The sequence below is a fragment of the Labrenzia sp. THAF187b genome (assembly GCF_009363375.1).
Taxonomy (GTDB): domain Bacteria; phylum Pseudomonadota; class Alphaproteobacteria; order Rhizobiales; family Stappiaceae; genus Roseibium; species Roseibium algicola.
This window is the reverse complement of sequence record NZ_CP045344.1, coordinates 2,272,972-2,292,508: the sequence shown is the minus strand read 5'-3', so window position 1 is coordinate 2,292,508 and position 19,537 is coordinate 2,272,972. Positions and strand designations below refer to the sequence as shown.

The window sequence follows — 19,537 nt, the reverse complement described above, 5'->3', positions numbered from 1 at the left end:
TTCGGGACGAGCGAAACCGCCAATGCAAGCACTCAGCGGCAAAATTCTCATTGTTGACGACGATCCCATCCAGCGCAGGTTGCTTCAGGAAGCCGTGAAAAAATTCGGCTACCGGTCGAAAACGGCCGAGAATGGGGCCGAAGCGGTGCGCATCATGTCGAGCCCGGAAGCCAGCGAGATCGACCTGATCATTCTCGACATGGTGATGCCCGAGCTCGACGGTCTGGGCGTTCTGGAACGTCTGCGCTCCGACAAGAACGCAACGCCGGTCATCGTTCAGACCGCCCATGGCGGCATCGATACCGTGGTCAACGTCATGAATGCGGGCGCGCAGGATTTCGTGGTCAAACCGGTGGCGCCGGAACGGCTCAATGTCTCGATCCGCAATCTTCTGAAGACATCCGCTCTGGAAGGCGAGATCACACGGATCCGCAAACAGGCCTCCGGCACGCTGACCTTCGCCGACATCATCACCCACTCGCCGGCCATGGAACGGGTGATCAATCTGGGCAAGCGCGCCGCCGCGTCGAACATTCCGATCCTGATCGAGGGGGAAAGCGGCGTCGGCAAGGAAATGATCGCCAGCGCCATTCAGGGCTCCAGCGACCGCAAGTCCAAACCTCTGGTCACGGTCAACTGCGGTGCGATCCCCGACAATCTGGTTGAATCGATTCTCTTCGGCCACGAGAAGGGCGCATTCACCGGCGCGGTCGACAAGCATGTCGGCAAATTTCAGGAAGCTCATGGCGGAACACTGTTCCTGGACGAAGTTGGCGAGCTGCCTCAGGAAGTTCAGGTCAAGCTGCTGCGCGCCCTGCAGGAAAGCGAGATCGATCCGATCGGCGCTCGCCGCCCGGTGAAAGTGGATTTCCGTCTGATCTCGGCAACCAACCGCCGCCTGATCGACCAGGTGAAGGAAGGTGTCTTCCGGGAAGACCTTTATTACCGGCTCAACGTTTTCCCGATCTGGATCCCACCGCTGCGCGACCGGCGAGAGGACATTCCCGCGCTTACCCGCCATTTCCTGGCCCGTTTCGCGGCAGAGGAAGGCAAGCCTCAGGTGGCCGGCGTTACCGCGGACACGCTCGCGATGCTCCAGGAGTATCACTGGCCGGGCAATATCAGGCAGCTGGAGAACGCGGTATTCCGCGCTGTCGTCTTGTGCGACGGCCCGCAACTGACGATCAACGATTTCCCGCAGGTTGCCGCGGCAACGGAACAGACCGCCACTCCGGGCGCAACGCTCCAGCCGCAGGGACAGATGGCCTACCCGGACCGGTTGTCCGGAGGCGATCTTGCCGCAGCGCCGGTCCGCCCGAGCGAACCCTCGGTTCCACCGCACCACACCCCCTCGGTTCCCGCCCCTCAGGCAGGTTTCGAGCAAGCGGCTCCCTTCGGTTTCATGCGCAACCTCGATCAGGACGGCCATGTCCGCAAGTTGACCGATATCGAGGAGGAACTGATTCGCGCAGCGATCAATCATTATTCCGGACGCATGACAGAAGTTGCCAAACGGTTGGGAATCGGCCGATCCACGCTCTATCGCAAGCTCAAGGAATACGGATTGGACGAGAGCGGCAAGGACGCGGCAGCCTGAATTGAGGCAAATCATAGCGCAAACTGTCGATTTCGACGATATTTTGACGCATTCTCCGGGTAACCACCGCTACCGGAGCGTTTTTGCACTACGCGCTTGCGCCGTTGCAGTTCTGCAACGATTATCAGCGAAGCGAAAATAGGGTAAAAACTTCTTAACCTGCGGCAGCTAGGCTATGCATCCTGCTGGGGAGCACGGGATGGGTGAAAGCCCTCTGAAAACGGCGAGATAGAGATTGCGTACACGGTTAGTTGATTTCGACGCCGTCGGTTGGCTGAAGCGTGCCGCGAAAGTGGCCGGCGCGTTTGCTGTCGTGTCTGTGTGCCTGGTCACCTTTGCCCAGGCCGAGACGCGTACCCTGAAGCTGTACAACACGCACACCAAAGAGCGTGTGTCGATTACATTCAAGAAAAACGGCCGCTATCTGCCGGATGGTCTGCGCGAAGCCAATCGCTTCCTGCGCGACTGGCGCCGTAACGAAATGACCAAGATCGATCCGGAACTGCTGGATCTGGTCTGGGAAGTATACCAGAAGGTGGGCGCAAGCCAGCCGATCCACGTCGTTTCCAGCTACCGGTCTCCCGCAACCAACAACATGCTGCGCAAGCGGTCCTCTGGCGTTGCCAAGAACAGCCAGCACACGCTCGGCAAGGCGATGGACTTTTTCATTCCCGGCGTGAAACTTGCCAACCTGCGTGCCACTGGCCTGCGCAAGGAAGTGGGCGGCGTCGGCTATTATCCGAGATCCGGTTCCCCCTTCGTGCACATGGACACCGGCAGTGTCCGTCACTGGCCGCGCATGAGCCGTTCCGAACTGGCTCGCGTGTTCCCGGACGGCAAGACACTTCACTTTCCGTCTGACGGCAAACCTATGAGCGGCTACAAGGTTGCGCTTGCCGAAAGCAAGTCCGGCCGGTCGAGAAGTTCCAAACCGACGATCGTCGCGTCCAACACGCGCTCAAGCTCTTCCAATGGCCTGAGCACACGCGACCAGAATCTGACCCGACCGGGCAAACCGATTCCGGTAACCGCGCAGGATGACAACACGTCCTCCGGCGGCGGCAACCTGTTCGCCAGCCTCTTCGGCGGCGGCAATAACCGCGACAACACCTCCAAGCGTCCGGGAGCCGTCGGCAACACGCCGCCGGCACCGGTTGCCGAAGCCCCGGCTGTGGTGATCGAAAATCCGCCTGTTCCCAGCCGGAAGGTCCTGGAAAGCGAACCGGAAGCACCGGCAGCAGCGCCGATTGTCGTGGCCAGCAACGCACCGATCGTGAAACCGCCTGCGGATATTCCCGCCGTGGCGGCAAGCAAGACACCCCCACCCGCACCGAACACGCTTGATGCACAGCGATTTGCAATCGAGACCGGGCAACCGACCGCGCCGACACAAGGTGCAAACCCGGCTCCCGAGAAAGCAATCGACTCGCGGTTCCAGGTAGCCTCGCGCACGCCCCAGCAGAAACCCAGCAAGGGTCTTAGCGATGCTGCCAAGGTTGCAGCGGCAAATCTCGGTCTGACCGGCGATGTTCCCGTACCGGGCTCCGCTCCGACCGATGATCCGGTCGCAGCCATTGCCGCGGCAACGGGCACATCCGTGCCGTCTCCGGTGCCCGCACCACGTTCGGAAACGACGCTCGCCTATGCTTCGGCCTCTGCAACACCGCCGAGCCTGAGCCGCTCGCTGCGTCCGTCGGTAAGTGAACCGGCACGGGCACAGGCCAATAGTCCGGCAGCCGGCGCCACCGCCAAGACAGCCCCTGCACGTCAGCCATCCGTTTCAGGCCGGATCCCGCGTGATCAGATTGTCGATCCGCTTGCCGGCTTTGCAAGCCTGCCGGACAAATCCGCTCCGACGCTTCTGTCCGGGGCAGGCACCACGCGTCATCAGACCTTCGCGTGGCTCAGCCACCCCAACCAGCGCCAGCTGAAGAATGTGATGATGCCGGGCAACCGCTTTGTCTCCGCCAGCTTTGAAAACAATCCTTACGGCGACCTGCGCACAGACCGGTTCGACGGTCCGGCAGTGGTCATCCTTCCGGTACGCTTCGCGCGCTGAAGCGTCGACCAATGACACAGTGAGCACAAAAAAAGAGCGGCTTTTCAGCCGCTCTTTTTTCTTGTCGTGAACCGCGGTTACCGCAGCTTGTCAGCCTTCGCCGCCGCCAGCACCGCCAGCCATGCCAAGTGCATGCAGGTAGAGATCGAGAACCGCCTCTTCCTCTTCACGCTCATGCGGCTGCTTCTTGCGCAGGGAAACGACCTTCCGCAGGATCTTGACGTCAAAGCCGTTGCCCTTGGCTTCCGCATAGACGTCCTTGATGTCATCGGAGATGACTTTCTTTTCTTCTTCAAGACGCTCGATACGCTCAACAAACGCGCGCAGCTGGTCGCCTGCCACTCCACCGGGATCGGACATGTTTTCTGTTTCTCCTTCTCGTACTTCCTTGTCGCGCAGTGCGCGGTCTCAATGGCCGCGGCTGAAATGAGCCGCCGTCAATAACCTGGCCGTGCGTTGCCAGACTCCGCATTGGCCGTCAAGCAGCCAAGCAAGCCGAGGCAACCCCCGGCTCAGTGTTGGGGTTTGTTCTTTTCAAAGGCGGCCTGCTGATCAGCAGTCGCCTCGGTCTGGTATTTGGTCTTCCAATCGTCGTAAGGCATGCCGTAGACGATTTCGCGGGCCTCGGATTTTTCCAGGGAAACGCCCTTGTCCTGGGCCGCGTCCTGATACCAGTTGGACAGGCAGTTGCGGCAGAAACCGGCCAGATTCATCATGTCGATGTTCTGAACGTCCGTCCGTCCACGCAGATGTTCCACAAGGCGTCTGAAAACCGCGGCTTCCAGTTCGAGTTTCGTCTGATCGTCCATCCCGAAGGTCTCCCTGTCCCGGACCGGTGGCCCGGCCTTAAGCAGCGTCGCTACGCGACTTGAAATGCTGGATCCGCCGGCAGTCGGACATGCCGGCAATTTTTCTCAGAACCGGCTCGAGTCGGTCCGCCCATTCAAGCGCTCCAGCCGCGTCGGCAATCAGATCCTGCCGCAGTTCCAGGAGCGCATGTGCCACTCCCCGGCGGGTTGCGTGCCGGTACATTGTGTCGTTTTTGAGAGCTCCGTCGTAGGGTTCATTGTCACCGACGACGATGTCTTCCTGCGCTCTCAAGCCTTCAAGCATGGGCTGAACGGCCCTTGGGTCGCTGTCCCACAGAACGGTGACATGCCAGGGCCGCGGCACGCCGCGCCAGACCGGCGTGAAACTGTGGATGGAGACGATCACCGGCGGCTCGCTCACTTCCATCATGGCATCCAGCGTCTGGTCGATGAGGTCGTGATAAGGCTTGTGGAACCGGTCGATGCGGATCGCCCGCTCCTTCGTGTCGACCTTTGCATTGCCCGGCACGACGGCACCGTCCGACAGGCGCATGATCAGCGTAGGGTCGTCATCGCCCCGGTTCGGATCGATCAGCAGCCGAGAATAGGTAGTCAGGCAAGCTGGTGCAGTGAGTCGCTTCGCCAGTTCGAGCGTGACCGCGCGCGCACCGATGTCGTAACCGATATGGCGTTCGAACTGTTCGGCCGGAACGCCGAGATCGCCATAAGGCTCAGGCACCGTGTTGCGGGCGTGATCGCACAAGAGCAGCAATCCGGAAGTAAAATCGCCCTTTACGTATTCGGTCGGCTGAAAGGCCCGGCCGGTTTCGGCTGCTGGTTCTATCATGTCTCGCTTCGTGGAAACTTTTATGGCTCGCTATCGCGCAGGCGGTCAGGTTTACGGCAAACCGGCGAAGGAACCAAGCCCGAAAACACCGCTTTCCGGCGGCAACACCGCAGGCCATCCACACCTTCCACACCCTTCCTTGCAATCAGGGCACCTGTGTTTTTGCCAAGGTGTGTACAACGCGGTATACGCTTTATTGACAGCTAACACCGATCTGAGGCGGAGCGGCCATGTTCCCGCCCCATTTCTGACGGCATAGGGGGTGGGACTGTTCATTTGGACAAAAAATCCGGACGGTTCGGGAAACAAGTCTGGGCGAAAGGCTCCGTATCCCGTTAACGACGTTGACAAGGCCCCCTTGTCGACGCAAAAAGCGAATGTCTGTAAAGCAGCAAAGCGAACGACTGCATATGTTTAAGGTTGGGGAACGGAACCAGGGCGAGTCTCGGGCATGTATCAGCGTGCCTGTGAAATTTGCCTTTGCTGCATTCCTCACCGTGCTGTTTTTCTCCGCATCCAGTGACGAAGCCAGAGCGGATCTGCGCCTTTGCAACAAGACCGACAGTCAGGTTGGTGTAGCCATCGGCTACAAGGACAAGACCGACTGGGTCACCGAAGGCTGGTGGAACCTTGCTTCCAATTCCTGCGAGACCCTGGTACCCGGGGCGCTGGTGTCACGATACTATTACATCTACGCAGTTGATTATGACCAATTCGGCGAATGGGGTGGCCGGGCGTTCATGTGCACCCGGGAAAAGGAATTCACCATTCGCGGAATTGAGGACTGTGTGGCTCGCGGATTCGAGCGGACAGGCTTTTTTGAAATCGACACGGGCGAACAGAGCAGCTGGACGGTCCAGCTGACCGAACCCGTGCAACAGGGGACAGGTGGGCGATGAGGCGTAACCGGCGAGTCAAAATTCTTGCAACTCTCGGACCCTCCTCCTCAGAACAAGACATCATCGAAAAATTGTATCGCTCCGGTGCGGACGTGTTCCGCATCAACATGAGCCATACCGATCATGATCGTCTGAAGATGCTTGTCGAACGCATCCGTTCTGTTGAGGAGAAGGTTGGGCGGCCAATCGGCATTCTGGCCGATCTGCAGGGACCCAAGCTGCGTGTGGGAACTTTTGCCGACGGTCCGGTCATGCTGGAAAACGGCGCAACGTTCACGCTGGACGCCGACAAGTCCGGCGGCAGCGTCGACAGGGTCCACCTGCCGCATCCCGAAATTCTTCAGGCTCTAGAGCCGGGCCACCGCCTGCTGCTCGATGACGGCAAGATCCAGCTCAAGGTTCTGGAAGCCGACCGCACCAGGGCCGTGACGGAAGTCGTTGTCGGCGGCAAGCTGTCCGACCGCAAGGGCGTCAGCGTTCCCGATTCGGAAATCGCGACCAGCGCCATGACCGAGAAGGACCACAAGGACCTGATCGCCGCCCTCGACCAGAACGTCGACTGGGTGGCCCTGTCCTTCGTGCAGCGCCCGGACGACATTGCCGAAGTGCGCAAGATCACCCGTGGTCGCGCCGGCGTTCTGGCCAAGATCGAAAAGCCGCAGGCCATCGGCCGGCTGGACGAGATCATCGAACTCTCCGACGCCATCATGGTTGCCCGTGGCGACCTGGGTGTTGAACTGCCTCTGGAACAGGTTCCCGGCCTTCAGAAGCGCATCACCCGCGCCTGCCGCCGTGCAGGCAAGCCGGTCGTGATCGCCACGCAGATGCTGGAATCCATGATCAACGCACCGGTGCCGACCCGCGCCGAGGTGTCCGACGTTGCCACCGCCGTGTTCGAAGGTGCAGACGCCGTCATGCTGTCGGCCGAATCCGCTGCAGGCGAATTCCCAATCGAGGCAGTGTCCACCATGGACAAGATCGCCCAGCAGGTGGAACAGGATCCCAACTACCGCACGATCATCTACGCACAGCGGACCGAGCCGGAGGCCACCGGCGCCGACGCGATTTCGGCAGCGGCCCGGCAGATTGCCGAAACGCTGAACCTTGCTGCCGTCGTCTGCTACACGACGTCTGGCGCAACGGGCCTGCGTGCCTCTCGTGAACGTCCGGCCAGCCCGGTGATCGTTCTGTCGCCGGTGCTTGCAACTGCACGTCGCCTGTCGCTCGGCTGGGGCTTGCACTGTGTGGTCAGTGAAGACGCCGCCAACGAGGAAGACATGATCGACCGCGCCTGCCGCATCTCCTTTTCCGAAGGGTTTGCGAAACCGGGTCAGCGCATTATCGTGACCGCAGGTGTGCCGTTCGGCACTCCGGGCTCCACGAACATGCTGCGGATTGCCTTCGTCGGCAACGACGGCCAGGGCGGCATTTGACGATCTAATCGGTTAAAACAAACCGGATGACGAAAGGCGGCTTCAAGGCCGCCTTTTTCATGCCGTGCGCAATGTCCCGGCCCTGGCTTCAGCCGCTCCCGCCTTGTCCTCTGACGCCTCTATCCGCGCCACAAGTCTGTCGACACCGGACACGATTTCATCCGCATGCGTATGCTGGGGCATGTGACCGGCCGCGCCCAGCATCAGCAGCTCCGCATCCGGCAGGTCCTGCAAAAGGCCTTCACAATGGATCGACGGCCAGACCACCGTATCTTTCGTACCCGTGATGATCAGCGACGGCTGCTCCAGCTCGCCATACTGCCGGGACTGTTGCCGCACAGCTTCCTTCAGACTGCAGATGTCCGCCGCGTTCGAGCGGAAGCTTTCGGGACGGAAAAGCAGCGGCAGACGGACAGACGCCGCATAGCCGGCAAGTGGCGGATCCGGATGGAAAACATGCTTCAGCATTTGTGGCACCAGTCGCTCGCCGACAGGGATCGTCAGCGTCCGGGCAAACAGCCAGCCGATGAGAGGCATCGCGGCAACCTTGTAGTACCAGTTGACCCCGCCCGGCCACACATGGCTGACAGGAGCCAGGAAGACGAGCCCTTTCACCCGCTCCGGTGCGGCAAGGCCCACAGCAGCCGTCACGGCTCCCCCGAGCGAATGCCCCACCACCACTGATGTCTCGATGCCGAGTTTCGCGAGCAATCCGGTAATCAGCTTCGCCTGGCTTTCAGGCGTGTTCAGGCCCGTTCTGGAGCGCTGCGAGAACCCAAGCCCCGGACGATCGATGAAAAGAAGCGAATAGCGCCCCTTGAATGCGCCTTCAAAAGCCAACTTCATGTCGTAGGCGTTGCCACTGGCCCCATGCAGGAACACCAGCACAGGCCGCTCGCTGGCCGCCTGTGACGCAGGAATGAAGTGATAGTGCATCTGCGCACCGTTCACCTCGGCAAGACTGCCGTCAGGTGTGTAGGTGCGCGAAATCTGCCTTGCCCTGAAAAGCGAGTAGGCGACAAACAGACAGGCGGCGACAAGAAGAGCAATCAGGAACGGGATCATAGCCCGGACATAGCACCGCGCTCGCAGCAATCAAGCCCGGCGGCATAAAGACAGGCCGACCAGGCTTACTCGAGTGGGCTTACCTCAGGCGGGCTTGCCTCAAGCAGGTTCGCCCTCGGCTTCCTTTTCCAGATCGTTCACGGCCTTGGTGGCATTTTCCAGGCTCGGGTTGACTTCAAGAGCCCGCCGGAACGTCGCCAGCGCTTCGCTTTCGAACCCCAGACGCCGCTGGATGATGGCGAGCCCCGACAAGGCCCCCCAATGACGGGGCTCCAACGCCAGTGTGCGCTCGATATCGACCAGGGACTTGCCGAAATCTTCCGTCATGTAGTGGACTGTCGCACGCCGGTTCCAGCCTTCCGCATAAGTCGGCTTCAGGATGACCACTGTGTCCAGGAGGTCCAGCGCCAACGCATGATCGTCAGCCTGGATTGCCTTGCCGGCCCGCGACATCAGCACATCCACCGTATCACTGCCCGAATCCATCCAGAGCATCTGGATTTCCCGGCCGATACGCTCGGCTTCCTTCGGATTGTCCGATTTGGCGAGATTGGCAAAGAGTTCGTCCAGACGCGACTTCTCGTCTTCCGGATCACTCTCATCGACGACCACCTGCCCGCCGTCTTCCGGAAGATCGTCGGGAAGAGCATTGAAGTCTTCGGCAGAAGGTGGCTCTGCTTCCGGACCGAGATCTGGAACAGGCTGGGCGCTGGCTAGACTGGTGCCGGCGAGAAACAGGAGGGCAAACACAAAAATCCGCATCCGACGATTATGGATCGTTGGATGCGGCGGTCAATCCGGGAATTTGACACATCTTCGTGCACGACGGTGGCAGGGACCTGGCCACCTCTCCCAACAACAAGATAAAGCCTTGTTCAGGAAGAGATTTTCAGTTCTTCCGCCACGCAATGCGCGGCAACAAGATTAGCCCTGGCGTGCTTTGAAACGCGGGTTTTTCTTGTTGATGATGTAGACGCGGCCTTTACGGCGAACCATGCGGTTGTCGCGGTGGCGGGTCATGAGCGCTTTGAGCGAGTTTTTGATCTTCATGTCACTGTCCCCACAAGGGCCCTGCTTCTTTAAACCAAATGAGCGCCAAAGGCGCTCACGTTTGACTGGATTGGTCTAGAAGCTGCGGCAGGTCCTGCGCCTGTCTTCTGATCAATCCGCGCTTCTTGAAACTTCAATCAGCGCAATAATGGTGGGCGTGACAGGGATTGAACCTGTGACCCCTTCGATGTCAACGAAGTGCTCTCCCGCTGAGCTACACGCCCGAATTTCTCGGTAGTCCGACGCCCCAGCGCCGTGGTGGAGTGCGATATAACGGGGATCCGCAAACTGTGCAACCCCCCTTTTTCACCGAACTGTCAAAATTTCCCCAGCCCGGTTCGCAACCCCTGTTTTCCGCCGCGTCAACACCTTGTCAGGCGGCCAGCATGCGCTCCACTTCCTGGACAAGGTCTTTAAGATGGAATGGCTTGGAGAGGACCTTGGCGTCCTTGGGAGCATCCGATTCCGGATTGAGGGCAACGGCGGCAAATCCGGTAATGAACATCACCTTCAGGTCCGGATCGAGTTCCGTAGCCCGGCGCGCCAGCTCGATCCCGTCCATCTCCGGCATCACGATATCGGTCAGAAGCAGAGAAAACGGTTCCTCGCGCAGGCGCTCGTAGGCGCTTCTGCCGTTATCGAACGAAACGACGTCATGACCGGCATTTTCCAGCGCCTTCGCCAGAAAGCGGCGCATGTCATTATCATCTTCGGCAAGCAGGATACGCGGCATCGTAATTGACCAGGTCCTTTGTTCGTGTGGGTTCGGTTCCCTTTCTGCCGGTTATAGCTCGAATTCCACAGAATGATAGGGTGAATTGGATCACGTCCCCACGGTGTGGATAGGCTCTTGTTGAGAAAGAACCATCACTTGCCTCGTGAGAACCTGTCGGCTTCTCACGTTAAGGAAAATCGTCATGGTGCAGGCATTCCCGGGCCATTGGTACTGCTGTGGCATTAGTGGCATCTGGCCATTCCTGCCCTCGATCACCAGATGTTTCCCCACAGCCGCGGGGCTTTTGATCCCACCAAGGTGGACTGCGCCGCGATTCCTTGGCACCATGGGCCATGGCCTGCACCGGGCGGCAACCAGGACACACCATTGACGGACGACAAGCAGCCTTCCCCACAAGCCTCCTTCGAGGCGGACTTTAACGGCTTTCCAGCGTTTGAAGTTTTGTGTCCTGCGGACCAAAGGGTTCCGTTCGTTTTCAATTCGCCCCATTCCGGCAGGCAATATTCCAAGAGCTTTCTAGCGTCTTCCCGCCTGGACGAAACAGCCATCCGGCGGTCGGAGGATGCTTATGTCGACGATCTGTTTGCCCATGTCGTGCCGCTCGGCGCGCCGCTCCTGCGTGCGCATTTCCCCAGGGCCTACCTTGATGTGAACCGCGAGCCCTATGAGCTCGACCCGAAGATGTTCGACGGGCGTCTGCCGACCTATGCCAACAGCCGTTCGATCCGCGTGGCCGGCGGGCTTGGCACCGTGGCGCGCATCGTCAGCGAGAACCACGAGATCTACAGGCACAAGCTGCCGGTGTCCGAAGCCCTCAGCCGGGTGGAGGAGATCTACAAGCCTTACCACACCACTTTGCGCCGGCTTCTGGCCCAGACCCATGTCACCTTCGGCTACGCCGTTCTGATCGATTGTCATTCCATGCCTTCAAGCGTGAAATGCCAGACCACCGACACGCGGCCGGATTTCATCCTGGGTGACCGCTATGGCACCAGCTGCAGCAGCGACCTGACGGAGTTCGCCTGCTCGGTGCTGAAGGAGATGGGCTACACCGTCTCGCGCAACAAGCCGTATGCGGGCGGTTTCATCACCGAACACTACGGCCGCCCCACAAGCGGTCTGCATGCCCTGCAGATCGAAATCAATCGCGGGCTCTATATGGACGAGGCAACCCACCAGCCGACCCCCGGCTTCGGCGACCTCTTCCACGACCTGTGCCAGTTTGCCCGCGAACTGACCTCCATGCCGGATGCAGCCTTGCCGGCGGACTCCATCGCAGCGGAATAAAACCCCGGACCAAAAAAAAGGCCGCTCTCAAAAGAGGCGGCCCGAGTCTAGGGAGGAAACGCCCAAGGAGGGCGGTACGACACAACGTATCGCACCGCAATAAAATCGCATTGCACCGCACAAAGGTCAAGCCCGACAGCCCTTTGAAACTGATCAAAGTATGAGCAGTCATTCAGGTTTTGCAGATTCATTTTTTTGCAGAACCGGTTATACAAGCGGCAATTCACGTTGATTTGGGTTTTGAGCGGTTTCCGCAGCCAGGAGGTAATGATGTCGGCAGGGCCTGTTTCCAGTTCCAATTTGTTTGCCCCGTTTCTGGACAGGCTGGCGGAAGCAGCCAGCGGTGCGATCATGCCGCATTTCCGCCAGGGCTTTGCAATCGACAACAAGTGGAAAGCCGGCTTCGACCCGGTCACCATCGCCGACAAGAACGGTGAAACGGCGATGCGCGCCCTGATCAACGAGACCTATCCGGACCACGGAATCCTTGGCGAAGAACACGGCCCGGAAAATCTCGACGCTGAACATGTGTGGGTGCTGGACCCGATTGACGGTACCCGTGCCTTCATCACCGGCCTGCCCACCTGGGGCACGCTGATCGGCCTGCGGACCAATGGCGTTCCAAGCCTCGGCATGATGGTTCAGCCCTATATCGGCGAACGGTTCGGTGGCGACGGCAAGACGGCCTGGTACGATGGGCCTCTGGGTGCCAGGCAGCTCAAGACCCGGCCCTGTCAGAAGCTGGAAGATGCCACTATTTTCACCACCACACCGGCACTTTTCAACGAAGGCGAACGCCAGGCGTTCGACCAGATCGAAGCTGCCGTGCAGTTATCCCGCTATGGTACCGACTGCTATGCCTACTGCATGGTCGCAGCCGGGCACGGCGACGCGGTAATCGAATCCGGTCTGCAAGCCTATGATATCGTTGCACTTGTGCCGATCATTGAAGGAGCAGGCGGCGTTGTCACGACGTGGACTGGCGGCTCTCCGGCCGACGGCGGCCAAATCGTTGCGTCAGGCGACCCGCTCCTGCATGAAATCCTCCTGCGGAACCTCGCAAAGGCAGATTGACCGTCCACACGGCCATATCAGGGCGTGGGATCAGCTTTGGGCGCGTTCCAGCGCCTGTTCGGCTTCAAGGCCAGGCACAAAGGCATCGAACGCCGCCCAGAACTGGTCGCGGAAGGCATCGCGTTCCATCATCAGTTCGTGCTCGGCGCCCGCGATTTCCACATAGGCAGTCGCCTTCGCCCGCGCCACGAAGTCCTCGATCATGGGTGTGGAGACGATCCGGTCGTTGCCCGCAGCCAGCACCAGACAGGGTAATTTGATATTCGGCCCGGCCTCCCGCCGGCGCAGCGCCAGCATGGCGCGGCCGGTCGCACCCAGCCAACCGAGAGTGGGAGACCCGACACCCAGCTCTGGCGCCTCTTCCAGCACCTTGTTGAACCGCTCGAACCGCGCCTTGTCCGTCGTTTGCCGGTTGCTTTCATAGGGCACGGAAATTTCAGCGTTGCCCCCCGGCACAAACAATCTGCCAAGACCGAACATCGACAACAGGCGGGCAACCGGAATGGCAACCTTTTCAATCAGCCAGGACGTCTTGGGAGAGGTTGCCTTCAGGCCCGGGCGGCCAAACAGCCCCAGAGTGAGCTTGCGCAGGATCGACCGGAACCCGGACACCAGGCCGGGAGACCAAGTTCCCGTCGGCAGGCCCAGCAGCGGCGCTGTCAGCACCGCGCGGTCCAGCATCGTCCGCAGACGGTCCGTATCGGACAGGACAACCAGCGCTCCGGTAGAGTGGGCAAGCGCAAAGTGAGGCCCAGGGTAGGTCGCCAGTGAAACTTCCTTCAGGACAGTGCGCAAATCCAGCTTGTACTTGTTGAAGTTCGAAACGTGTCCGCGTCTGGGATTGCGGGTCAGGCGTTGCGACCCGCCCTGCCCGCGCCAGTCGAAGGCGATGACGGCAAAACCCCGCTGACGAAGATCCTCGATCACCTCGAAGTATTTCTCGATGAACTCCGCCCGCCCCTGAAGCAGTGTCACCGTACCCTTGCGCCGGGCACCGGCGGCGGGCCAATGCGCATACCGGATTTTCTTGTCATCCGGCGTCGTGACGAACCCGGATCGCGCCCCTTCGGGCACCGGATTGTCGGGATGGTCGATCAAGGTCATGCGCTGCGAATCACTCGGGCTCGTTGAGAGTTTGTTTTTCAAACAGATAATGGTTTTTCGTCAACAACTCGTCACGCCTGCAGATCCTGCCGGCACCGTCCGGCTTTGTCTTGCATCGTCAAGTGATACCCGTGCCAGGCGCCCCTCACAACAAGCTTCAGGCCGGCTCCCTGGGAAGCCGGCCCTGAAAGGGTCAGACAGCTTGTAGCTGCTGCTTAGTACCAGCGGCGCTGCCAGTGACCACGCTTACCGATCGGATGGCTGCGGACAATGTTGGCATTGCGGGAATCGACGACCAGCCGAACCGGCATGCCACGCCAGCCTTTTGCCCGGACGATGTACATCGGGCCACGGCGGTCGAGGATCTTGATATGGTCGAAACCGCGGTGACGCAGGCTGCGGCGGATCTGGCGCGGACCCATTTCGAAATGGCGACCACCGTGACGGCCGTTCCAGTTGCCACGGCCATTACCACGACGATGATCGACCTTGACCACCAGCTCGGCTTTTGCCGGTTCGATCTGGGTCTTTCCAACCAGCGGGGCAGCGGATGCGGTGGTGATGAAACCTGCGGACACCAGCAGAATGGCACCGGCGATCGGGGCGGACAATTTCGAAACATTGGCAAACATCTTCAAATCTCCAGTTTGTTCCGCCAGCGCCGTGCTGACGTTGGATTGAAGATGCACCGGGCCACTTGAACGCAACCGGAAGGCACTGTTCATGTGGCGTTCATGTTTCCACGACGCCCCACATTTCCCGCCTCTTGAAATGAAAATCCGAATTACCAAATCTCTTCATGCAAGCGCCAGACCGGGTTTGCACCGCAGCCTGTCCCGCCAATCCGGGGGACCAAGGACTGCTCAACATCAGTGAAGTATCAGTTGCTCAAGAGAGGACAGACACATGCGTCACTTCGACTTTTCTCCACTTTACCGCTCCACCGTCGGTTTCGACCGGCTTTTCTCGATGCTCGATGCCGCCGGCAACGAAGCTCCGAGCTATCCGCCCTATAACATCGAGCGCACGGGCGAAAACGCCTACCGCATCACGATGGCCGTGGCAGGCTTCTCCGACGACGAACTGAGCGTCGAAGCCAAGGAGCACACGCTCACCATCAAGGGTGAAAAAGCTGAAGAAGATGCCAGCCGGGAAATTCTCTACCGCGGCATTGCCTCGCGCACCTTTGAACGCCGCTTCCAGATTGCCGAACATGTCCGCGTGGAAGGGGCAAGCCTCGAAAACGGCTTGCTGCACGTTGATCTTGTCCGGGAAATCCCGGAAGCCATGAAGCCGCGCAAGATCGAAATCACCAGTGGTGAAACCAAGCAGATCGAAACCACGGCGCACTAACCGCCTGGTTCAACTGCGGCAATCGCATCATCGGGGCGCCTGGGAAACCAGGCGCCTTTTTTGATGTTACTGCACGTCACGAGACATCTCTGCACAGCAGAGCGGCCCTCAGACCGTCCCGGACAGCACTTTCAGAAACGCATCGACGTCTTCATCCGTCGTTGCAAAACTGGTGACGAGACGCACACAGACTTCGTCCGATGCCGGAGCGTGGCCTTCGGCGAGGCCCTCTGCAGGCCATTCATAGAGCTTGGCACCGGCTGCCTGAAGAGCTTCCATCTGGCTGCGTTTCAGGATCGGGAACAGTTCGTTGGCTTCCACCGCCCAGGCAGTACGCCCTCCGGCCTGCCTGATGCCTTCGGCAAGACGGGTTGCCATGCCGTTGGCATGGCTTGCGGTCGTCAGCCAGGTGTCATCCTGGAAATAGCCTTCGAACTGGGCCGCCACGAAGCGGCTCTTGGAGAAAAGGTGACCGCCGCGCTTGCGGAAATACTCAAAGGATTTCGCGGCGTCCAGGTCAAAGAAAACCACGGCCTCCGCACACCAGCAGCCGTTTTTAGTGGCTCCGAAGGAAAGCACGTCCACACCCGCTTTCCATGTCATGTCTGCCGCCGAACAGCCAAGTGTCACAAGCGCATTGGCAAATCGTGCGCCGTCCATGTGAAGCGGCACCGAACGGGACCGGCAGACATCCTTGATCGCGCCTATTTCATCCAGCGTATAGACGGTGCCGCATTCGGTTGCCTGGCTGATGGAAACGGACGCGACCTGACCATGGTGGACAACACCGTCAGGAACCTGCGCCATCTTTTCGCGAAGGGCATCGGCGGAGAACCGGCCGTTTGGTCCCTTCACGCTCAACAGCTTGTTGCCGCCGGTCATGAACTCGGGGCAATTGCATTCATCAACCTGAATATGCGCACCGGAATGGCAGAAGATCGCCCCGCCCGGCTTGGCACAGGAAGCCAGCGCCAAGGAATTCGCCGCTGAACCGGTCGCCACGAAGAAGACGGCCACTTCACGTTCGAAGATCTCGTTGAACGTGGCGGAGACGGAATCGGTCAACGGGTCGGTGCCGTAGGCTGGCGAGAACCCGTCATTATAGCGGGCCAGCGCCGACATCACCGCCGGAGCCGCACCCGCCCAATTGTCACTGGCAAAATTCATGTGCCGGTTTAATCACTTGGCATCACAACCGGCAACCGATTTTTCAGTAGTACATCTCGCGCTTGCGATAGGACCGGCCGAGCAGCCAGTCCAGCGAGACGACACCCGGCCCCTTGAGCATCGGCACCAGCAACAGGAAGATCCAGAGCAACCGGTCATCGGCGATGATCGCATAAGGTTCACCGTCGAACAGCGCCCCGATCGTCTTTGCATCAGCCCCATGGCCATAGATGTCGACATAGGTCATGACGCAGATGAAAACGATCATGCCGAGGCTTGCGAAGCGGGTGAATAGACCGACAACCACCATCACCGGCAGGACAAATTCACCCCAGGTGCCCAGAAGCACCATGAGACCATACGGGAAGAACGCAATCTGACTGGTGTCGTAGCTGACCTGTTCCATCATCTTGGGCAGCATCTGCGCATAGGCACCTGCGGTTGGCGTGAAGATGTTCATGATGTTGCCGCCTATTTTCGTCATCGCCGAGTTCAGGAAGAACTGCAGCAGGATCGCGGCAAAAATGAACCGGGCTGCAAGCCCGATGAACCAGCCATTTGTCAGCCGTTCCAGAGCTCCGAACACCATCGTGTAGAGCCTGACGAAAAACCCAATCAGCACACCCATCTAATCCCCCATGATCAAGCGGCATCCATTTGCCGCATGCGTGTTAGTCATCCAGTTGCAGGGCGGAAAATGCACCAGCTGCAAGACAGTCCGAAAGGCAATCGGACAAGGAAAAACCGTCGTCTTCCTCCTGAGCCCGGCTTGCCGCTGCTGCAAGCGTCTGCCCTTGCAGGAGATCCATCGTGAAAACAGCCCCGCCCGGACGCAGCAGATAGACATCCACCTCCATGTCCGGCCGGGTAATCATTACCGATTGCGGCTCGTCAAGATCGACAGCTTCAGCCTCATCGGGTTCAAACCTGTTGGCTCGCGCAATCGCCCAGATCGGCCAGGCAGATGTCACGACGTGCGCCGCCGGATGCGGTACGAAGCGAACGTCCCCGAGTCTTTGCGGATCGATGCTGCCCAGGATTGCCGGATCGAGAGGCGCGGCATCCGCCGCATGATAGGCTTGGAGCCAAGACCATTCCAGCCGGGCAACATCGCCGAGATAAGGATATGCCTTGAGCGGCGGAAACGCGTCCAGGAAATCGGCGAAACCGGCGCCGTACCAGATCAACACAGGCGATACCGGCGGATGAGCTGTCACGAAGGCCTGGGCAAGCGCCCTGAAATACTCTTCCCCCAACAGCGCCTTCACTGCAGGAAAGCTTTCACCGAGCGCTTCGCACAGGCTGACGATGACGTTGTTGCGGTAGACATTGAATCGCTTCGGCGCTGTTTCTCCATCCGGACCAGTCAGTCCATCAGGCGTTGCCATTTGCGGGTCGAGCAGCGCACGCCCAAACGAGGCGGCATTTACCTGCGGCAGGGACAGCGGACCACGCATGTCAGACCGCTTGCTTTCTGCCAGCCTCTGCAGGCTGCGCCAGAATGCGGTCCGCGGCTTGTGCCTCGGCAAGCAGAACCGGCCAGGCGGGAACATTGTTGTCCCACTCGATCAGGGTCGGCAGCGGCCCCTGTAGACGAATGACATCTTCATAAAGCTGCCAAACCGCAAGATCCACTTCCCGGTCATGCGCGTCGATCAGCAGTGGCCGTCCGGCGTCATCCCGGTCAGGCGCATGGCCGCCCAGATGTATTTCGCCGACGGCAGCCATCGGGAAGGCGGCGAGGTAATCTCTCGCGGATCTCTCGTGGTTGGTGCAGGACACATGCACGTTGTTGATGTCGAGCAACAGGCCGCAGCCGGTCCGGCGCGCGATCTCGCTCAGAAAATCCAGTTCGCTCATCGTGCTCTGTGCAAAGGCGACGTAAGTCGACGGATTTTCCAGAAGCATCTGCCGTCCGACGGTCTCCTGCACTTCATCTATGTGATCGCACACACGGTTCAGCGTGGCTTCGTCGTAGGGTACCGGCAACAGGTCGTTGAAATAAGTCGTGTCGTGCGTCGACCAGGCCAGATGTTCGGAAAACAGTCCCGGTTCATATCGCTTGTTCAGGTCTGACAAGCGCCGCAAATGATCCTTGTCCAGAGGCTGTTCACCGCCGATCGAAAGACCGACACCATGTAGAGACAGGGGATACCGCTCGCGGATTGCCTCCAGTTGCCGGTGCGGCGGACCGCCGGCCCCCATGTAGTTTTCGGCATGAACTTCAAAAAAACCGATATCCGCGGACGTTTCCAGAATAGCCGCGACATGCTCCGGCTTCAGACCGGCTCCGGCGCGCGCGGGAACAACCGCCTCGCTGCGCAGTACCGGTGTTGATCGGGTATCGGAAACCATGGGCCCTCCGGGTGGAAAAAGTTTTGTCAGGCAGGCACGCTGGCTGAGGACATCTTCAGACTTGGCTGACTGAAGCACCATGGCTCTTGACTTTGAAAGGGCTGGCGCCCTGCCCGCCTCGGCACCAAGTGCGGGATAAGAAGCTGCCTGCCTGACCAGATTGCCGCAGTTGCGGCCGTCTAAAGCCTATCAGGCTTCCGGCAGGTCGCGCTTAAGTTCGGTCAGAGAGCCGTGACGGCCACCTGGAACATCCATCGTCACGCAGGTGCCCTTCGGGACGAGCGTCCAGGCGTTGCCCTGATAGTCGACGGTCGACGTACCGGCGCAAGTCGTACCTGCACCCGCCTTGCAGTCGTTCTGACCTTTAAGGGACACGCCATAGCATTTTTCCTTGGCCTGGGCGTGGGCCGGAACGGTTGACGACAGACCTGCAACCGCGGTTGCCACCGCACCGGCAACAATTGCTGCAGACATGGCCTTATGCTTCATCTCGATCTCCTCTCGTCTTTGAAAAATCACTGCGTACCGGCGTTTTTGCTGGGCCGCCAGTCACCCACCGTAGATGACCCTATTGAAGATAAATAGGAAATCAAACGCATGTGACTGTTTTGCGAGCATAACTGCACAAAGTTTAACAAACGCAAGATTCTTACATATTTATCGCCGGTTTTGACCTTTCCGGACGATTGGCACTTTTCGCGC

At 59.6% G+C, this 19,537-nt stretch carries 21 protein-coding genes and 1 tRNA gene; 7 read left to right on the top strand and 15 right to left on the bottom strand.

Going from position 1 to position 19,537, the window contains the following annotated elements:
• Positions 1–22: 22 nt before the first annotated feature.
• A complete protein-coding gene (locus FIV03_RS10565) occupies positions 23–1,597 on the top strand; it encodes a sigma-54 dependent transcriptional regulator (protein WP_152509532.1) in 1,575 nt (524 codons plus the stop codon).
• Positions 1,598–1,832: 235 nt separating this feature from the next.
• Positions 1,833–3,656 (top strand): DUF882 domain-containing protein, encoded by a 1,824-nt coding sequence (locus FIV03_RS10560; protein WP_152509531.1) that lies wholly within the window; start codon positions 1,833–1,835, stop codon positions 3,654–3,656.
• A gap of 90 nt (positions 3,657–3,746) precedes the next feature.
• Here FIV03_RS10560 and FIV03_RS10555 read toward each other — a convergent pair whose 3' ends face one another.
• The 3 genes from FIV03_RS10555 to FIV03_RS10545 all read right to left on the bottom strand — a co-directional run bounded on the left by FIV03_RS10555 (position 3,747) and on the right by FIV03_RS10545 (position 5,312).
• On the bottom strand, positions 3,747–4,016 hold the full coding sequence (locus FIV03_RS10555; RefSeq protein WP_031270542.1) for a DUF2312 domain-containing protein: 270 nt from the start codon (positions 4,014–4,016) through the stop codon (positions 3,747–3,749).
• A gap of 152 nt (positions 4,017–4,168) precedes the next feature.
• Entirely contained in the window at positions 4,169–4,465 is a 297-nt protein-coding gene (locus tag FIV03_RS10550) for a DUF1244 domain-containing protein (RefSeq protein ID WP_152509530.1), read from the bottom strand.
• A 37-nt stretch (positions 4,466–4,502) separates the two neighbouring features.
• Positions 4,503–5,312, bottom strand: a complete 810-nt coding sequence (locus FIV03_RS10545) for an N-formylglutamate amidohydrolase (protein ID WP_152509529.1) — start codon at positions 5,310–5,312, stop codon at positions 4,503–4,505.
• A 467-nt stretch (positions 5,313–5,779) separates the two neighbouring features.
• Between FIV03_RS10545 and FIV03_RS10540 the strand changes: the two genes are divergently transcribed.
• Together FIV03_RS10540 and pyk are read left to right on the top strand one after the other, a co-directional pair.
• Positions 5,780–6,211: a DUF1036 domain-containing protein gene (locus tag FIV03_RS10540; RefSeq protein ID WP_228148130.1), complete on the top strand. Its 432-nt coding sequence runs from the start codon at positions 5,780–5,782 to the stop codon at positions 6,209–6,211.
• Positions 6,208–7,644 (top strand): pyruvate kinase, encoded by a 1,437-nt coding sequence (gene pyk / locus FIV03_RS10535; RefSeq protein WP_023003528.1) that lies wholly within the window; start codon positions 6,208–6,210, stop codon positions 7,642–7,644. The genes FIV03_RS10540 and pyk overlap by 4 nt, the downstream gene beginning before the upstream one ends.
• Positions 7,645–7,701: 57 nt before the next feature.
• Here the strand turns inward: pyk and FIV03_RS10530 are convergent, their stop codons facing one another.
• The 5 genes from FIV03_RS10530 to cpdR all read right to left on the bottom strand — a co-directional run bounded on the left by FIV03_RS10530 (position 7,702) and on the right by cpdR (position 10,492).
• Positions 7,702–8,709 (bottom strand): alpha/beta hydrolase, encoded by a 1,008-nt coding sequence (locus FIV03_RS10530; RefSeq protein WP_209009932.1) that lies wholly within the window; start codon positions 8,707–8,709, stop codon positions 7,702–7,704.
• Between the two features lie 99 nt (positions 8,710–8,808).
• Positions 8,809–9,471: a tetratricopeptide repeat protein gene (locus tag FIV03_RS10525; protein ID WP_062487005.1), complete on the bottom strand. Its 663-nt coding sequence runs from the start codon at positions 9,469–9,471 to the stop codon at positions 8,809–8,811.
• Between the two features lie 162 nt (positions 9,472–9,633).
• Positions 9,634–9,759 (bottom strand): type B 50S ribosomal protein L36, encoded by a 126-nt coding sequence (gene ykgO, locus FIV03_RS10520; protein ID WP_006932207.1) that lies wholly within the window; start codon positions 9,757–9,759, stop codon positions 9,634–9,636.
• A 149-nt stretch (positions 9,760–9,908) separates the two neighbouring features.
• Positions 9,909–9,983 (bottom strand) — tRNA-Val (locus FIV03_RS10515).
• A gap of 149 nt (positions 9,984–10,132) precedes the next feature.
• On the bottom strand, positions 10,133–10,492 hold the full coding sequence (gene cpdR, locus FIV03_RS10510) for a cell cycle two-component system response regulator CpdR (RefSeq protein WP_006932209.1): 360 nt from the start codon (positions 10,490–10,492) through the stop codon (positions 10,133–10,135).
• Positions 10,493–10,936: 444 nt separating this feature from the next.
• Between cpdR and FIV03_RS10505 the strand changes: the two genes are divergently transcribed.
• Together FIV03_RS10505 and hisN are read left to right on the top strand one after the other, a co-directional pair.
• On the top strand, positions 10,937–11,782 hold the full coding sequence (locus FIV03_RS10505) for an N-formylglutamate amidohydrolase (RefSeq protein ID WP_173013981.1): 846 nt from the start codon (positions 10,937–10,939) through the stop codon (positions 11,780–11,782).
• 267 nt (positions 11,783–12,049) lie between these two features.
• Positions 12,050–12,856 carry a histidinol-phosphatase gene (gene hisN, locus FIV03_RS10500; RefSeq protein WP_152509526.1) on the top strand — a complete coding sequence of 269 codons (807 nt, stop codon included), beginning with the start codon at positions 12,050–12,052 and terminating at the stop codon, positions 12,854–12,856.
• Positions 12,857–12,886: 30 nt separating this feature from the next.
• Here hisN and FIV03_RS10495 read toward each other — a convergent pair whose 3' ends face one another.
• Entirely contained in the window at positions 12,887–13,960 is a 1,074-nt protein-coding gene (locus tag FIV03_RS10495) for an alpha/beta hydrolase (protein WP_152509525.1), read from the bottom strand.
• Between the two features lie 215 nt (positions 13,961–14,175).
• On the bottom strand, positions 14,176–14,592 hold the full coding sequence (locus tag FIV03_RS10490) for a hypothetical protein (protein ID WP_152509524.1): 417 nt from the start codon (positions 14,590–14,592) through the stop codon (positions 14,176–14,178).
• 274 nt (positions 14,593–14,866) lie between these two features.
• On the opposite strand from FIV03_RS10490, the gene FIV03_RS10485 reads away from it, so the two are divergent.
• Entirely contained in the window at positions 14,867–15,313 is a 447-nt protein-coding gene (locus tag FIV03_RS10485) for an Hsp20 family protein (RefSeq protein ID WP_055661173.1), read from the top strand.
• Between the two features lie 108 nt (positions 15,314–15,421).
• Here the strand turns inward: FIV03_RS10485 and FIV03_RS10480 are convergent, their stop codons facing one another.
• The 5 genes from FIV03_RS10480 to FIV03_RS10460 all read right to left on the bottom strand — a co-directional run bounded on the left by FIV03_RS10480 (position 15,422) and on the right by FIV03_RS10460 (position 19,324).
• Complete coding sequence (locus tag FIV03_RS10480) at positions 15,422–16,480, bottom strand: low specificity L-threonine aldolase (protein WP_152509523.1); 1,059 nt, start codon at positions 16,478–16,480, stop codon at positions 15,422–15,424.
• 43 nt (positions 16,481–16,523) lie between these two features.
• On the bottom strand, positions 16,524–17,108 hold the full coding sequence (locus tag FIV03_RS10475; RefSeq protein WP_152509522.1) for a DoxX family protein: 585 nt from the start codon (positions 17,106–17,108) through the stop codon (positions 16,524–16,526).
• Between the two features lie 43 nt (positions 17,109–17,151).
• Entirely contained in the window at positions 17,152–17,937 is a 786-nt protein-coding gene (locus tag FIV03_RS10470; RefSeq protein WP_152509521.1) for a DNA-binding domain-containing protein, read from the bottom strand.
• 1 nt (position 17,938) lies between these two features.
• Positions 17,939–18,835 carry a DUF692 domain-containing protein gene (locus FIV03_RS10465; RefSeq protein ID WP_152509520.1) on the bottom strand — a complete coding sequence of 299 codons (897 nt, stop codon included), beginning with the start codon at positions 18,833–18,835 and terminating at the stop codon, positions 17,939–17,941.
• 189 nt (positions 18,836–19,024) lie between these two features.
• Positions 19,025–19,324, bottom strand: a complete 300-nt coding sequence (locus FIV03_RS10460; protein ID WP_152509519.1) for a DUF2282 domain-containing protein — start codon at positions 19,322–19,324, stop codon at positions 19,025–19,027.
• Positions 19,325–19,537: the final 213 nt, after the last annotated feature.

Excerpts from the sequence above, each read along its gene's own strand:
- FIV03_RS10465 (WP_152509520.1), bottom strand. The coding sequence starts at position 18,835 with ATGGTTTCCGATACCCGATCAACACCGGTACTGCGCAGCGAGGCGGTT.
- FIV03_RS10545 (WP_152509529.1), bottom strand. The coding sequence starts at position 5,312 with ATGATAGAACCAGCAGCCGAAACCGGCCGGGCCTTTCAGCCGACCGAA.
- FIV03_RS10490 (WP_152509524.1), bottom strand. The coding sequence starts at position 14,592 with ATGTTTGCCAATGTTTCGAAATTGTCCGCCCCGATCGCCGGTGCCATT.
- FIV03_RS10550 (WP_152509530.1), bottom strand. The coding sequence starts at position 4,465 with ATGGACGATCAGACGAAACTCGAACTGGAAGCCGCGGTTTTCAGACGC.
- FIV03_RS10495 (WP_152509525.1), bottom strand. The coding sequence starts at position 13,960 with ATGACCTTGATCGACCATCCCGACAATCCGGTGCCCGAAGGGGCGCGA.
- ykgO (WP_006932207.1), bottom strand. The coding sequence starts at position 9,759 with ATGAAGATCAAAAACTCGCTCAAAGCGCTCATGACCCGCCACCGCGAC.
- pyk (WP_023003528.1), top strand. The coding sequence starts at position 6,208 with ATGAGGCGTAACCGGCGAGTCAAAATTCTTGCAACTCTCGGACCCTCC.
- FIV03_RS10525 (WP_062487005.1), bottom strand. The coding sequence starts at position 9,471 with ATGCGGATTTTTGTGTTTGCCCTCCTGTTTCTCGCCGGCACCAGTCTA.
- FIV03_RS10555 (WP_031270542.1), bottom strand. The coding sequence starts at position 4,016 with ATGTCCGATCCCGGTGGAGTGGCAGGCGACCAGCTGCGCGCGTTTGTT.
- FIV03_RS10530 (WP_209009932.1), bottom strand. The coding sequence starts at position 8,709 with ATGATCCCGTTCCTGATTGCTCTTCTTGTCGCCGCCTGTCTGTTTGTC.
- FIV03_RS10480 (WP_152509523.1), bottom strand. The coding sequence starts at position 16,480 with ATGAATTTTGCCAGTGACAATTGGGCGGGTGCGGCTCCGGCGGTGATG.
- FIV03_RS10565 (WP_152509532.1), top strand. The coding sequence starts at position 23 with ATGCAAGCACTCAGCGGCAAAATTCTCATTGTTGACGACGATCCCATC.
- FIV03_RS10475 (WP_152509522.1), bottom strand. The coding sequence starts at position 17,108 with ATGGGTGTGCTGATTGGGTTTTTCGTCAGGCTCTACACGATGGTGTTC.
- FIV03_RS10485 (WP_055661173.1), top strand. The coding sequence starts at position 14,867 with ATGCGTCACTTCGACTTTTCTCCACTTTACCGCTCCACCGTCGGTTTC.
- FIV03_RS10460 (WP_152509519.1), bottom strand. The coding sequence starts at position 19,324 with ATGAAGCATAAGGCCATGTCTGCAGCAATTGTTGCCGGTGCGGTGGCA.
- FIV03_RS10470 (WP_152509521.1), bottom strand. The coding sequence starts at position 17,937 with ATGCGTGGTCCGCTGTCCCTGCCGCAGGTAAATGCCGCCTCGTTTGGG.
- cpdR (WP_006932209.1), bottom strand. The coding sequence starts at position 10,492 with ATGCCGCGTATCCTGCTTGCCGAAGATGATAATGACATGCGCCGCTTT.
- hisN (WP_152509526.1), top strand. The coding sequence starts at position 12,050 with ATGATGTCGGCAGGGCCTGTTTCCAGTTCCAATTTGTTTGCCCCGTTT.